We start from the raw sequence: 13,678 nt of genomic DNA on the forward strand, positions 1-13,678 counted from the left end.
CGCCCACGCGTGGATGATATGGATAACGAACGAGTACCTCATCTGCATGATCATGGGCAGTGTGTCGCTGGTTCGAGAGGCATCGGCAAGACGCAGCTCGGCATCGCAGCGGCGGGCGCGTTCGCTGAGGCCCCGGATATCGAAGTGTGCTTCGTCGCGCTGGCTTCGGTCGATCACGCACAGAGCGTCGTGAGCGCGCTGGCCGAGGCGCTCGGCGTCGAATATGTCGACGAAGACGTCTCGCTGAACGCGCTCGTTGCAGCGGTCGAAGGCCGCAAGCTCCTGGTCATGCTCGACAATTGCGAGCATGTGATCGAGTCGGCGGCGCGCGTCTCCGAGCGGCTCGCGCAGGCGGGCGCGCATATCCGCGTGCTGGCGACGAGCCGCGAGCCGCTGCGCACGCGGCACGAAAAGCTCTATTGGGTTGCGCCGCTCGAAACGCCGGATGTGAATGCCAGTTCGCAATCCATCCTCGCGTGCAGCTCGGTCAGGATGCTGCTCGCGCAGATGGACGCACTCGATGCCGCGGGTGCGGGCGAGCGCGGCAGCATCGAAATGATTGCGACCGTCTGCCGGCGGCTGGACGGCGTGCCGCTCGCGCTGGAACTGGCGGCGGCGCGCGCGAGCGTCTTCGGCATGCGCAGGCTCGTGTCCGAATTGGACGACCGTTTTCGCACGCTGACCGGTGGACACCGTACCGCGCCGCCGCGTCATCAGACACTCGAAGCCGCGCTCGACTGGAGCTATCGGCTGCTGAGCGATGTGGAGAGGCTCGTCCTGCGGCGCTTGAGCGTATTGCCAGCGCGCTTTGCACTTGACGACGCCTGTGCCGTCGCAACCTGCGAGCGGCTATCGGCAGGAGAGGTGACCGAAGCCATCGTCGGGCTGGCGTCGAAGCGCCTCGTCATGTCGACGTCGAACAGCCGGACCAGGGAGTATTTTCTGCTCGAAACCACGCGCGAGTACGCGTTGCAAAAGCAGTCCGAACCTCAATGTGCCTGACGTGCCGCCACGAGCTTGCAGGCCTGGGCGGGTAATTCCGCCAGGACCGGCATGCCGGGCGTCAGCCCCGGTGTTTCGCGCGACGTGGTGGCGACAGTCAGCGTAAAGCCCGCGCAGTCGATCGTCGCTTCGACTGACGCGCCCACATCGCGTATGAACGTCACCGTGCCGCTCAGCCGGTTCGGACCGGCGCCCGTCGAAAGAGGCTTCACGCAGACGTCCTCGGGGCGGATCAGGAGCCGGATGTCCCCGGTCGAATCGGGCGCACGCGTTGGCCGCGTGACGACGATCTGCTGGCCGCCCGGCAGGCTCACGCTGTCTTTTCCGTCGTAAGTCACCGGCAGGATATTGCCGAGGCCGATGAAGTCCGCAACGAACTCGCTGACGGGTTCACGATAGATGTCGAGCGGCTTGCCGACCTGCGCAATGCGGCCCTTTTCCATCACGACGATCTCGTCGGCCATCGTCATGGCTTCGCGCTGGTCGTGCGTGACCATGATCGTCGTGATGCCGAGGCGCTGTTGCAGCAGGCGGATCTCGACCTGCATCGCTTCGCGCAGTTTGGCGTCGAGCGCAGACAGCGGTTCGTCGAGCAGCAGCAGTTTCGGCGAAGACGCAATCGCGCGCGCGATCGCGACACGCTGACGCTGCCCGCCGGACAGTTGCGTCACCGGCCGGTTCGCCATGTGCGGCAGTTGAATCAGTTCGAGCAACTCGGCGATACGGCGTGTCCGCGCGGCCTTGTCGGTCTTGCGCAGCCGCAGCGGGTACGCGATGTTCTCGGCCACCGTCATGTGCGGAAAGAGCGCGAGCGACTGGAACACCATGCCGAAGTCGCGCCGGCTGGCCGGCACGTGCGTGATGTCGCGGCCCGCGAATGTCACGCTGCCCGAAGTCGGCGTCTCCAGCCCGGCGATCATGCGCAGCAGCGTGGTCTTGCCGCAGCCGGACGGACCCAGAAACGAGACGAGCTTGCCGTCAGGGACGCTCAGGTCGACGTGATCGACGGCGTACGCCGCGTTGAAACGCTTGGTGACGGCCTGCAATGTCAGATGAGTCATCGGAATGCCCCTGGAAATACGAATGCGGATGCGAAGTCAGAGTGCCACGCCCGCATCGCCGACGAGCTTTTCGAGCATCCAGATCAGCGCGAAGTCGATGACGACGATGAAGACCGCGAAGGAAAATACGGTCGGGTCCAGCGACGAAACCGTGCGGCTGTAAAGCCATACCGGCAAGGTCATCGTGTCGATGCCGTACAGGAAGAAGGTCACGGTGAATTCGTTGAAGGACACGATGAATGCGAACAGCATGCCCGCGAGAATGCCGGGGCGCATCAGCGGCAGCACCACGTCGATGAGCGCGCGCCCCGGGCTTGCGCCCATCACGCAGGCGGCTTCCTCGAATTCCGGGCCGATCGAAGCCACCGATGCCGCGCAGTTCTTCACGGTGAACGGCAACGCCAGGATCACGTGCGCGATGATCAATCGAAACAGGCCGAGTTCGACCGGCAGCACGTTGAACACCAGCAGCAGCGACAGCCCGAGCATCACGAGCGGATAGACGAGCGGCAGCGCGACCAGTTGCTCGACCGCCGACTTGCCGCGGAACCGGTAACGCGAGAGCGCATAGGCAGCGGGTACCGAGACGAGCGTGGCAATGAACATCGTCGATACCGCGACGATCATGCTGTTCGCGAGCGCATCGCCCATTGAGAGTGCGCCGTTCGCATCGGGCGCGATGAAGGTGTGCCAGGCTGCCCGATACCACTGCAGGCTGTAGCTTGGCGGCGGGAATTCGAGTGTGCCCGCGGCGCTGAACGACATCGTGATCATCGTCAGGATCGGCAGCGCGGCGAGGAACAGTACGATCGCGGCAAGCAATGCCGTGGGCTTGCCGAGCTGGCCGGGCATCGATGCCGGCAGGCGCCACGCGCGCTCGCGCAGGATGGTTGCGGGCGTGCTCATGCGGATGGCTCCTCGATACGGCGCGTGCGGCGAACCAGACGCTGTGAAATCGCCATGACGGCAAGCGTCGCCGCCATCAGCACGACGCCCGATGCCGACGCGGCGGGCCAGTTCAACAGCGGCGCCACCTGATCGTGGACCAGTACGGCAAGCATCGGCACGCGGCGTCCGCCGAGCAGCAGCGGGACCGCGAAGGCGCTGGCGTTGTAGGCGAACACGAGCAGCGCGCCCGAGACGAGACCCGGCATCGCGAGCGGCAGCATCACGTCGCGCAGGATTTGCCAGCGGCTCGCACCGAGCGTCGCGGCGGCTTCCTCATACGAACGCGAGACGGCTCGCATCGCGCTCGACAACGGCAGCACCGCGAGCGGAAAAGCCGTCTGGATCAGGCCGAGCAACACGCCATGCTCGCGATACAGCCACATCACCGGCCGCTCTACGAGGCCGCTCGCGAGCAGGCCGTGATTGAGCAGGCCTGCCGGCCCGAGAATGATGAGCCATCCATATCCCTGCAACAGCAGATTGACGAGGAGCGGCAACAGCACGCCTGCCAGCAACAGCCGCCGCGCGACGCGCGATTCGGTGCGCGCCATCGCGAGCGCGACGGGAATCGCGAGCAACACCGCGCAGATCATGCTCTGGAACGCGAGCCGCAGCGTCAGCCACAGCGACTTCAGGAAATAGCCGTCGCCAAGTTCGACGTAGTTGTGCAGCGTAAAGCCGCGCCATTCGGCGCCCGGTGTGCCGAAGCTCATGCGCAGCACGACCAGCGCGGCTGCGGCGAGTATCAGCAGGAACAGCAGGATCGGGGCGAGCAACAGCCACGGCCGCGCCTTCGCCAGCGCCGCGCCCGGTGGCGCGGACGCAAGTTCGTCGAGCGTGCCGGAAGGGGGCCGCGAAAAGCGCGTCCGCATCGTGGTCATGCCGAGAAGATCTCGGTGTAGCGCTTGATCCATGCCGGCTGCACCGCAGCGAGCGCCTTGTCGTCGTGCAGCACGGCCTTCTCGGCGATCTGTTGCGGGCTCGGCACGAATGCGCGGCTTTCCGCCGGGATCACCGCTTTCGAATTGACCGGCCCGTTCAGCACATCGGCGGCCATGCGGCCCTGCACGCCTGCATCGAGCGAATGATTGATGAAGGCATGGATCAGGTCGCTGTCCCCGGGATGCGACTTCGGGATCACCGTGAACATCAGTTGCGTGGCGAAGCCTTCCTTCATCCCGTAGGTGACGCCCATCTTGTACTCGGGCTTGCGAATCTGGTCCGGGAAGAACGCGGGCGAATAGATGCCGCCGATATCGAGCGAATTGGTCCGGAACAGATCGGCAACCTGGTTCGGATTTTCGCCCAGCGTCATCACGTGGTCTTTCAGTTGCATCAGCTTCTTGAAGCCGGGTTCGATGTTCTGCTGCGAGCCGCCCGCCATTTTCGCGGCGATGATCGCGAGGTCGACCGCTTCGGCCCACTCGGGCGGCGGCAGGAACAGGCGCCCCGCGTATTTCGGATCCCACAATGCTTCGTACGACGAGGGCGGCGTCTTGACGGTCGACGTGTTGTAGATCAGCCCGTCGGACCACAGCAGATAACCCACGCCGAAGCCGTTGGCGCCCGTGCGGTACTGCGGCGCGACTTCCTTGAGGTTCGGCAGCTTGTCGAGATCGGGCTTGACGAGGAGACCCGCGTCGGCGAGGCCTGCAGCGCCGACGCCCGCCAGCGTGATGACATCGTAAGTCGGGCGGTCGCCCGCCGCCTTCAGCTTCGCGACCATGCCGGAGGTGCCGTCGGCGCGGTCGGCGATCACCTTGGCGCCGGTCTTCGCGGAGAAGGTCCCCGCGATATTGCGCAGCGCGGCGGCGCCCGTATCGTCGGACCAGGTCAGAAGGCGCAGCGTCTTGCCCGAGAAGTTCTGTTCCTGTGCCCTCAAGTTGACGAAGGGCATCGGGAGGGCAGAGGCCGCGAGCGCCGTACCGATTGCCTTGATGGCCTGCCTTCTACCTTTCTTGATGTCCTGCATGGCGGTCTCCCGTGTTGATCGAAGGAACTTTGACTGATGCGCGTGAATGAACTGTAGGCGCGTCAAAATACCGTCACCAACGAAATCTCTGCATGGGAGGCATGTGTGGCGCTCATACGAGAGCGCGGCGCCGGCACTCGCTGAACGAAGCCTGCGCCTTCTGTCCGGGAGCGCACGATGCCGCCGTCGGCGACCGGATCGATGCGCGGGCTGCAACTGCTGTCAACGGACGGCGGCGCCGCGCACCGCCGCGATCGCCCATCCGCCTTCGGCCTGCGTTCACGACGCCGGCTGGTCCGCCCACTCGGCCGCCATCGACGCCGCGAACTCACGATACGACCGCAACGGCCGGCCGAGCAGCGCCGCAAGCCGGTCGAGGTCCGCCGCCGTCGCCACCGCGCCGTCCTGCTGGTAGCGGCGCATCATGAGGCGCATGTCGTACGCGAGCCAGGCGGGCGCGGCGTGCCTCAAGCCGTCTTCGAGCGCGTCGAGATCGTTGCCTGCGTAATGAATGGGCCGCTTCAGGGCTTCGCTCCAGATTGCGCTCATGGTCGTGGCGTCGAGCGCGTCGGGTCCGACCAGTTCGTAGTGCTCGACGGGCAGCGGCCCGGCCGCATCCTCGCGGCGCAGCAGTTCCCGTGCGGCCGCATCGCCGATATCGCGCACGTCGACCATCGAAATGCCCTTGTCGCCGATCGGCATCCCGTAGACGCCTTTTGCCAGCAGCGCCTGCTTCTGCCGGACGTCGTTCTGGATGAAGTAGGCGGGGCGCAGGATCGTTGCGGGCAGATTGCACTGTTCGATCATCCGTTCCACCGTGTGCTTGCTGGTGAAATGCGGCACGTCGGCGTACTCCGCACCCTTGAAGACCGACAGGTAGACGATTCCCTTCACGCCCTCGTCGCGCGCGATGTTGAGTGCCTGCAGCGCCTGCGTGAGTTCGTCCGCCGCGTTCGGCGCGAGCAGGAAGAGCGTGCTGACGCCGCGCATCGCTTGCCGCAGCGCGTCGACGTCCGACAGGTCGCCTTGAACGGCCGTCCCACCCGCGGCGAAGCGCGCGCGTTCCGGCGAACGCGTCAGCGCACGGATTTCCGCCTCGCTGCCGTTCAGGTGGTTGAGAACCTGCGTTCCGATGATGCCCGTGCTGCCCGTAACCAGTATGGCCATGACGTTTCTCCCTGGGAAAGCGGATGGTGGAGGGCCGAAGCGGCCCGACAGAATCAACGATAGTCGTTTCATTCATGTGTCGAAAGATACACAATCGGAACACCTCGTCTCGTCAGCGGAACGATCATGGATGTCGACGCACTCGCGGATTTCAACGCAGTCGCGCAGCACCACGGCTTCGGACCAGCAAGCCGCGCGCTCGGTCGGCCCAAGGCGACGCTCTCAAGGCGCGTCGCGCAACTCGAAGAGAGCCTGGGCGTGCGGCTCGTCGAGCGCGGCGCGCGCCGGTTGCGGCTGACGGAGGAAGGTCTCGCGCTGCACGAACGCACGCTCGGACTGCTGGCCGAAATAACGAGGCGGGCGAGGCCGTGGCGTCGCGCGCGCCGGTGCCGGCCGGCAAGCTGCGCATCAGCGCGCCGGTCGTGTTCGCGCATGTAGTGCTGGCGCGCATCGTGGCGCGTTTCGCGCTCGTGCATCCGCGCGTGGAAGTGGAACTGGTTGCAGAGGACCGCGTCGTCGATCCGGTGGAGGACAACTACGATCTCGTGATCCGCATCAATCCGCCGGCCGACGAACTGCTGATCGGCCGTCGCATCGTCGCGGACACGCGGATGCTGGTTGCCCCGCCCGGCCTAGCGATGCCGCCCGCGCCCGGGTCCGAAGCGGAAGAACCGGCGGTGCCGGCCGTCGTGCTGTCGACGGCGCGGCCGGGAGGGACCTGGAGCGTGACGACATCGTCGGGGAACGTGCGCGGGTTTGTTCCGATGCCGGTGTTGCGGCTGTCGTCGCTGCTGATGGTGCGCGAGGCGGTGCTGGAAGGTGCGGGCGCCGCGCTCCTGCCGGGCCTGCTGGTGGAGCGCGATGTGGCGGCGGGGCGGCTCGTTTGCTGGGGAAAGGAGGCGGGTCCGCCCGTCGAGGTCTGGGCGCTTTACAGCTCGCGCCGATTGTTGAGCGCGAAGGTGCGCGCGTTTCTGGACATGCTTCGGGGACTGGACGAGTCGAATCAGGCGTCGCCGGGCGGAGCGGCTTTCACGACAACCTGACCGCCAGACGATGACCGTCGACAGTTCTTACCCCGGATCGCCGACAGCGCAGCCGGAGTCGATCGTCGGCGACTCGATATCCAGATCCATCAACGCCGAGCTGAGCGATTTGCCATGCGCATCGAGTGCGAGCGACCGCGTTACGCCACCCCCGAGCGCCTGTCCGAGCACGAAGTTGAACGCCGCCAGATTGGGCAGTTCGTAGCGCACGACATCGCCGCGCACGACATCGCTCAAATGCGCCTTCACGCGATCCGCCGACAGGACCTGTCGCAGATGTTCGTAATGCCGCGCGTCGTGACAGATGACCGACACATTCAGCGTATTGCCCTTGTCGCCGGTTCGCGAGTGAGCCAGTTCCCGCAGTTTCATTTCACGCCTCCACGAATTCGAATGCGGGCTTCGTCCGCGCCCGCGGCAGCAGGACCGACTGCACCGCGACCACCTCGCGCACCGCCTTGGTCACGCCGCCGCCGCCCGCAGGGCCGTTGGTGTAGAGCGTCTCCACCTCGTTGCCGATGCGGGTCGCCTGCAGAGCCGTCCCAGTTCGTCCCGCCACGCGAATGCGAACCTCGTAGGGTTCGCCGCCGCGCGCGCCGGCTTGCCCGCCATGCAGCGAGTCGACGCCGATCAGGTCGAAACGCAACTCGCTCGTCCCGACGCCCGTCATGTCGAGCCGTTCGCGCACGATGTCGAGCGCAAGCCGCGCCCGCGCGAGCGCGCCCGGGCCGCCGTAGGAAATCTGCCCTTCGCCGATGAATCCGTCCACATACGCCACCGACACCTTGAGCGTGTCAGTGCGCGGCGTGCCGCATCCGCCCGTCACGCGCACGCGGTTGGGCGCCTCAGCGGTCACGCGAACCTGCGAGAAGTCGGCGACGACGTCCGGCTGCAGATAACGGCGCGGGTCGTGGATCTCGTAGAGCAGTTGTTCCTTGCACGTCGCTTCGGTCACCGAGCCGCCCGCGTGCGGCACTTTCGTGATGACGACCGAGCCGTCGCCGCTCACTTCGCCGATCGGAAAGCCGAGCCGCGCGAGGTTCGGCACGTCCTTGTAACCCGGGTCGGCAAAGTAGCCGCCCGTCACCTGGCCCGCGCATTCGAGCAGATGCCCGACGACGGTTGCCTGTCCGAGCGTGTTCCAGTCGTTCATGTCCCAGCCGAATTCGTGGATCAGCGGCGCGGTGAAGAGCGATGGATCGGCGACGCGACCCGTCAGCACGATGTCCGCGCCGGCCGCGAGCGCTTCGACGATCGGCGACGCGCCTAGATACGCATTCGCCGACACGATCCGCTCGTCGTACGAAGCGACACTGTCGCCCGATTCCTCGAACGCGAAATTGCCCTGGCGCACGACATCGAGCACGTCGTCGCCGGTGACCGCCGCGATCTTCAGCCCGCCGAGGCCGAGCGACCGGGCGATCTCCGCCGTCTTCCTGGCCGCCGCGAGCGGATTGGCCGCGCCCATGTTGGAGACGATCCGCACGCCGTTCTTCGCGGCGACCGGCAGCACTGCCGTCATGCGCGCTTCGAGCAGCGGATCGTAGCCGAGTTCCGGATGAGTGCGCCGGGTTTGCTGCGCAATGGCGATCGTGCGCTCGGCGAGACACTCGAACACCAGATAGTCGAGCGCGCCGTGTTCCGCCAGTTCGACCGCGGGTTCGATCCGGTCGCCCGAATAGCCCGCGCCCGCGCCGATACGCACGCGGCGTGCGTTCTGAGTTGCAGTCATCGTGTCAGTGTCCATGGATGGGGCTCGCACTCTCACAAAGGGAAAATGCCCAGCACGACGCACGCGATCGTCATGACGACCGACGCGCCGAACAGGAGCGGAAACGTGAATTTCTGATGATCGGCGAGATCGATGCCGCACAGTCCGACCACGAGGAAGGTCGCGGGAGTGAGCGGGCTGACCGGAAAACCCGTCGTCATTTGCCCGAGCAGCGCCGCCTGCCCGACCTGCACAGCCGGCACGCCAAGTTGCCCGGCCACTTCCGCGATCACGGGCAGCACGCCGAAGTAGAAGGAGTCGGGATCGAACAGCATGCTGAGCGGCATCGATGCGAGCCCGAGCACGGCGGGAATGTGGCTCGCCATCGCGGGCGGCACGAAGCCGACCGCCGCCTGCGCCATCGCCTTCAGCATGCCGCTGCCCTGCAGCACGCCCGTGAAGACGCCCGCCGCGAGCAGGATGCCGGCCATCATCAGTGCGGCGCGTGCGTGCGCGTCGATCCGCTTGCGCTGCATCTCCACGTTCGGGTAGTTCACCATCAGCGCGACGCACAGGCCGACCATGAACATGATCGCCGGCGGAATCTTCTCGCCCATCGCCACCATCGTGCCGAGCACGATCAGCGTGAGGACGATGTTGAACCAGAAGAGCTTCGGGCGGCGCAGCGCCTGTTCCTCGGGCGTGAGCTCGCGTTTCGGCATCGGCACCGAACCGTCCGTGCTTGCGAATCCGAGGCGCTTTTCCTCGCGCCGGCCGAGCAGGTACGCCATCCCGAACACGAACACGAGGCCGATTGCCTGCACCGGGATCAGCGGATTGAAGAGCGACGAGATCGGCAGATGCAGCGACGCCGAAGCGCGGATCATCGGCCCCGTCCACGGCAGGAAGTTGATCCCGGCCGCCATCGATACCGCCGCGGCCAGCACGCGCCGGTCCATGTTCAGGCGGTCGTAGAGCGGGAGCATCGCGGGGATCGTCACGAGGAAGCAGACCGCGCCCGAGCCGTCGAGATGGATCAGGAGCGCAAGCAGCGTCGTGCCCATCACGATGCGCGTCGGCTTCGTGCCGACCGCCTTCAGGATGCGGTCGATGATCGGATCGAGCGTGCCCGCGTCGGTGATGGTGCCGAAGTAGAGAATGGCGAACACGAACATGCCGACGACCGGCGCGAGACTCTTCAGGCCGTCGATCACGAATTTGCTCGTCTGCAAGCCGAAGCCGCCGATCAGCGACGCCGCGATCGGCACGATGATCAGCGCGACGAGCGGCGACATGCGCTTGGAAAGAATCGCCGCGAGCAGGACGACGATGGTGGTGATCCCCAGTAATGGCAGCATGTGCTTGTCTCCGGATTTGTCTTTTAGTGGGGTTCAGCGTAATTTGATGCCAACGATAGATCAATTGAAATGATTTGATCGCAGCATTCACGGAACGTAATGGATCTGAACCTTCGCGACGTACGGGCGTTTGTCGCTGTCGCCCAGACGGGCAGCTTCACGCGTGCGGCGACGCGCCTGCATCTGTCGCAGCCCGCGCTCACCGTGCAGATTCGCCGGCTGGAGGAGATCGTCGGCGTGCGCCTGTTCGACCGCAACAGCCGCAACGTCGCCCTGACACCGGCGGGGCGGGAACTGCTGCCGGTGCTGCAAAAGTCGCTGCACGACATGGAGCAGGTGCTGGTTGACGCACGCGCACTGGCCGACGGATCGAGCGGCACGGTGCGCATCGCGTGCCTGCCGACCTTTGCAGCGAGCCTGTTGCCCGATCTCATCCGGGACTTGCGCAAGACGGTGCCGCGTGCGGGCTTTCACGTTCGCGACGTGGTGGCGAGCATGGTGAATACGCTCGTGCGCAACGAGGAAGTCGATATCGGGCTGACGGGCGGCGAAACGCTCGACAGCGCGTTCGACGTGCTGTACTCGGGCGTCGACCGGCTGGTAGCGGTGTGTCCGAAGGCGCACCGGTTCGCGCGGCGGCGGCGCATCGGACTCGAGGATCTCGCGAGCGTGCCGCTCGTGCTCACGGCGCAGGGCACGAGCGTGCGCGCAGTGGTCGACGCGGCGTTCGCGAATGCGCGCTGCACGCCTGTCATCGCGTGCGAGCCGACCTACATGATGACCGCGGTGGCGATGGTGCGCGGCGGACTCGGCGTGACGATCCTTCCCGCCACCGCGCGCGAGGTGCAGGCGGAGCCGGGACTCGTCGTGCGGCCCATCGACGATCCGCGTTTCGTCCGGCCGATCGCGCTGATCAAGAAGCGCGGACGCACGTTGCCGCCTTTGACTGAACAGTTCGTCGCGGCACTGGCCGGAAGGATCGGCGATCGGGAAGGGTAAGCGGCAATCCGGGCCGATCAGCGCAGGCTCTTCGCGCGGGGCAGGGACGCATGCGCGCACGCGCAAACGGCCACCGGAGGGTGGCCTTTGCGCGCGCGAGACCTGTCGCGATATCGATGTCAGACTGCCCGGCGCAAGGTTTGCGCAGCGGCGACCATATTCCTCAGCGCCGGAATCACTTCCTCCCAGTTGCGCGTTTTCAGGCCGCAATCGGGATTGACCCACAACCGCTCAGACGGAATGCGCTCGGCCGCCTTCTTCATCAGATCGACGATGTGTTCCTGCGAAGGGACATTGGGCGAATGGATATCGTACACGCCCGGTCCGATCTGGTTGGGATAGTTGAAATCGTCGAACGCGTCGAGCAGTTCCATGTCGGAGCGCGACGTCTCGATCGTGATCACGTCGGCATCCATATCCGCGATCGACGCGATGATGTCGTTGAACTCCGAATAGCACATGTGCGTGTGGATTTGCGTTTCGTCCTGCACGCCATTCGCGGTGATGCAAAACGCTTCCACGGCCCATCGCAGATAGTCGTGCCATTCCGAGCGGCGCAGCGGCAACCCTTCGCGAAGCGCCGCTTCATCGATCTGGATGACCCGCACGCCCGCCTTTTCGAGGTCGAGCACCTCTTCGCGAATGGCGAGCGCAAGCTGGCAGCACGATACCGAGCGCGGCTGGTCGTCGCGCACGAAGGACCAGTTGAGTATGGTGACGGGGCCCGTCAGCATGCCTTTCATCGGCTTGTTCGTTTGCGATTGCGCATAGCTGATCCACTCGACGGTCATCGGCTTCGGCCGACTGATGTCGCCAAACAGGATGGGCGGCTTCACGCAACGCGAACCGTACGACTGCACCCAGCCGGACTGGCTGAACGCGTAGCCATCGAGCCGTTCGCCGAAGTACTCGACCATGTCGTTGCGTTCGGCTTCGCCATGCACGAGAACGTCGAGACCCAGCGCCTCCTGTTCTTTCACGGCGCGCGTGATCTCCCTTTCCATTGCCGCGTTGTAGCCCGCCTGATCGAGTTCGCCGCTCCTGAACAGGCTGCGCGCGTGACGAATCTCTACGGTCTGGGGGAACGAGCCGATGGTGGTGGTCGGATAGGCGGGCAGTCGCAGGATGGCAGCCTGTTTCCCGGCACGTTGCGGATATGGGCTGGCGCGTTTGCCAAGCACGGCATCGACGCTTGCAATGGCTGCCTTGACCGCGGGGTTGTGCACGCGCGGCGAGACACGCCGGCTTTCGATCGCCGCAGCGTTCGGTTCGAGCGCTTCGGCAACGGAGGCGCAACCGTGATTCAGCGCGCCGGCAAGTACTGTCAGTTCGTCGAGTTTTTGAAGCGCGAATGCAAGCCACGAACGGATTTCCGGATCCAGCCTGGTTACGCTGTTCAGGTCGACGGGGACATGAAGCAACGAGCACGACGGCGCGATCCAGAGCCGGTCGCCCAGCGAGCGATGCAGTGGTTCGAGCCATTGAAGCGCCGCATTCAGATCGGTTTTCCAGATGTTGCGCCCGTTTATCACGCCAACGGACAGCGCAGACGACGCAGGCAGTCGCGCCGCCACTTCGTCGACTTCATCGCGCGCATTGATCGCATCGATGTGAAGGCCGTCGACGGGAAGCGTGCATGCGAGTTCGAGATTTTCCCGCAACGGGCCGAAGTAAGTCGCAAGCAGCAGCTTGACCCGGCGTGTTTCGAGCGCGCCGTACGCGGTAATGAGCGCTTCGCGCCAGGCCGCGCCGAGTTCGGTGACGAGCACCGGTTCGTCGATTTGCACCCATTCGACGCCTTGAGCCGTGAAGTAGTCGAGCAGCGCGGCATACGCCGGCAGAAGGCGCGGCAGCAGTGCCAGCTTGTCGGAGCCGTCTTTCGCTTTGCCGAGCCACAAGTAAGTCACCGGTCCGATGATGACCGGTTTGACGTTCACGCCGAGCGCGCGAGCTTGCGCAAGCTGTTCGACGAGACGCGACGCATCGAGCGAGAACTGCGTCGCCGCATCGAATTCCGGCACGATGTAGTGATAGTTCGTATCGAACCACTTGGTCATCTCGCCCGCCGCGACGCCGCCGCAGCATGCATCGTGCGCCTCGGCCTCAGCCTCATTCGCCGAGCGGCCCCGTGCCACGCGGAAATAGTTGTCGAGCGGATCGCCATGGAAGCCGTGCACACGCCTCGGCAGATTGCCGAGCGTAAAGCTCATGTCGAGCACCTGATCGTAGAGCGAAAAGTCGCCCGCGGGCGCGAAGTCCAGACGCGCCTGATCCTTCCAGTGGCGCTCGCGAAGCTCCGCGCCCGCGGCTTTCAACTCGTCCCGCGAAGACTGGCCCTTCCAGTAGCGCTCGAGTGCGAACTTCAGTTCGCGCCTTGCACCAATGCGAGGGAAGCCGAGGTTGTGTGTAGTGACCAT

General features: G+C 65.4%; 11 protein-coding genes and 1 pseudogene. 3 read left to right on the forward strand and 9 right to left on the reverse strand.

Annotated elements, in window-relative coordinates; translation table 11 throughout:
• The coding region (locus tag AWB81_RS22025) for an ATP-binding protein (protein WP_445344336.1) at window positions 1-1,002 on the forward strand (1,002 nt) is incomplete at its 5' end.
• Here the strand turns inward: AWB81_RS22025 and AWB81_RS22030 are convergent.
• The 5 genes from AWB81_RS22030 to AWB81_RS22050 form a co-directional block, all read right to left on the reverse strand.
• Window positions 990-2,063: an ABC transporter ATP-binding protein gene (locus tag AWB81_RS22030; protein WP_062638678.1), complete on the reverse strand. Its 1,074-nt coding sequence runs from the start codon at window positions 2,061-2,063 to the stop codon at window positions 990-992. The genes AWB81_RS22025 and AWB81_RS22030 overlap by 13 nt on opposite strands.
• 36 nt (window positions 2,064-2,099) lie before the next feature.
• Window positions 2,100-2,969 (reverse strand): ABC transporter permease, encoded by an 870-nt coding sequence (locus AWB81_RS22035; RefSeq protein ID WP_062638679.1) that lies wholly within the window; start codon window positions 2,967-2,969, stop codon window positions 2,100-2,102.
• Window positions 2,966-3,892: an ABC transporter permease gene (locus tag AWB81_RS22040; RefSeq protein ID WP_062638680.1), complete on the reverse strand. Its 927-nt coding sequence runs from the start codon at window positions 3,890-3,892 to the stop codon at window positions 2,966-2,968. Before AWB81_RS22040 ends, AWB81_RS22035 begins: the two co-directional genes overlap by 4 nt.
• The gene (locus AWB81_RS22045) at window positions 3,889-4,983 is read right to left on the reverse strand and encodes an ABC transporter substrate-binding protein (RefSeq protein WP_062638681.1); all 1,095 of its coding nucleotides are present in this window, start codon (window positions 4,981-4,983) and stop codon (window positions 3,889-3,891) included. The genes AWB81_RS22040 and AWB81_RS22045 overlap by 4 nt, the downstream gene beginning before the upstream one ends.
• A gap of 279 nt (window positions 4,984-5,262) precedes the next feature.
• Window positions 5,263-6,150 carry an NmrA family NAD(P)-binding protein gene (locus AWB81_RS22050; protein WP_062638682.1) on the reverse strand — a complete coding sequence of 296 codons (888 nt, stop codon included), beginning with the start codon at window positions 6,148-6,150 and terminating at the stop codon, window positions 5,263-5,265.
• Window positions 6,151-6,276: 126 nt separating this feature from the next.
• Between AWB81_RS22050 and AWB81_RS22055 the strand changes: the two are divergent.
• Window positions 6,277-7,193 (forward strand): annotated as a pseudogene (locus AWB81_RS22055) (LysR family transcriptional regulator).
• 27 nt (window positions 7,194-7,220) lie between these two features.
• Here the strand turns inward: AWB81_RS22055 and AWB81_RS22060 are convergent.
• The 3 genes from AWB81_RS22060 to AWB81_RS22070 are packed head-to-tail and all read right to left on the reverse strand — an operon-like array spanning window position 7,221 to window position 10,262.
• Window positions 7,221-7,565 (reverse strand): AtuA-related protein, encoded by a 345-nt coding sequence (locus AWB81_RS22060; protein ID WP_062638683.1) that lies wholly within the window; start codon window positions 7,563-7,565, stop codon window positions 7,221-7,223.
• A gap of 1 nt (window position 7,566) precedes the next feature.
• Complete coding sequence (locus AWB81_RS22065) at window positions 7,567-8,925, reverse strand: acyclic terpene utilization AtuA family protein (protein ID WP_062638717.1); 1,359 nt, start codon at window positions 8,923-8,925, stop codon at window positions 7,567-7,569.
• Window positions 8,926-8,957: 32 nt separating this feature from the next.
• Complete coding sequence (locus AWB81_RS22070) at window positions 8,958-10,262, reverse strand: CitMHS family transporter (protein ID WP_062638684.1); 1,305 nt, start codon at window positions 10,260-10,262, stop codon at window positions 8,958-8,960.
• A 99-nt stretch (window positions 10,263-10,361) separates the two neighbouring features.
• On the opposite strand from AWB81_RS22070, the gene AWB81_RS22075 reads away from it, so the two are divergent.
• Window positions 10,362-11,261, forward strand: a complete 900-nt coding sequence (locus AWB81_RS22075; RefSeq protein ID WP_062638685.1) for a LysR family transcriptional regulator — start codon at window positions 10,362-10,364, stop codon at window positions 11,259-11,261.
• A gap of 119 nt (window positions 11,262-11,380) precedes the next feature.
• On the opposite strand, the gene metE is transcribed toward AWB81_RS22075, so the two are convergent.
• Window positions 11,381-13,678, reverse strand: a complete 2,298-nt coding sequence (metE, locus tag AWB81_RS22080; protein WP_062638686.1) for a 5-methyltetrahydropteroyltriglutamate--homocysteine S-methyltransferase — start codon at window positions 13,676-13,678, stop codon at window positions 11,381-11,383.

Source organism: Caballeronia arationis (genome assembly GCF_001544975.2).
Classification (GTDB): domain Bacteria; phylum Pseudomonadota; class Gammaproteobacteria; order Burkholderiales; family Burkholderiaceae; genus Caballeronia; species Caballeronia arationis.

Excerpts from the sequence above, each read along its gene's own strand:
- AWB81_RS22030 (WP_062638678.1), bottom strand. The coding sequence starts at position 2,063 with ATGACTCATCTGACATTGCAGGCCGTCACCAAGCGTTTCAACGCGGCG.
- AWB81_RS22035 (WP_062638679.1), bottom strand. The coding sequence starts at position 2,969 with ATGAGCACGCCCGCAACCATCCTGCGCGAGCGCGCGTGGCGCCTGCCG.
- AWB81_RS22040 (WP_062638680.1), bottom strand. The coding sequence starts at position 3,892 with ATGACCACGATGCGGACGCGCTTTTCGCGGCCCCCTTCCGGCACGCTC.
- AWB81_RS22045 (WP_062638681.1), bottom strand. The coding sequence starts at position 4,983 with ATGCAGGACATCAAGAAAGGTAGAAGGCAGGCCATCAAGGCAATCGGT.
- AWB81_RS22050 (WP_062638682.1), bottom strand. The coding sequence starts at position 6,150 with ATGGCCATACTGGTTACGGGCAGCACGGGCATCATCGGAACGCAGGTT.
- AWB81_RS22060 (WP_062638683.1), bottom strand. The coding sequence starts at position 7,565 with ATGAAACTGCGGGAACTGGCTCACTCGCGAACCGGCGACAAGGGCAAT.
- AWB81_RS22065 (WP_062638717.1), bottom strand. The coding sequence starts at position 8,925 with ATGACTGCAACTCAGAACGCACGCCGCGTGCGTATCGGCGCGGGCGCG.
- AWB81_RS22070 (WP_062638684.1), bottom strand. The coding sequence starts at position 10,262 with ATGCTGCCATTACTGGGGATCACCACCATCGTCGTCCTGCTCGCGGCG.
- AWB81_RS22075 (WP_062638685.1), top strand. The coding sequence starts at position 10,362 with ATGGATCTGAACCTTCGCGACGTACGGGCGTTTGTCGCTGTCGCCCAG.
- metE (WP_062638686.1), bottom strand. The coding sequence starts at position 13,678 with ATGGTCACTACACACAACCTCGGCTTCCCTCGCATTGGTGCAAGGCGC.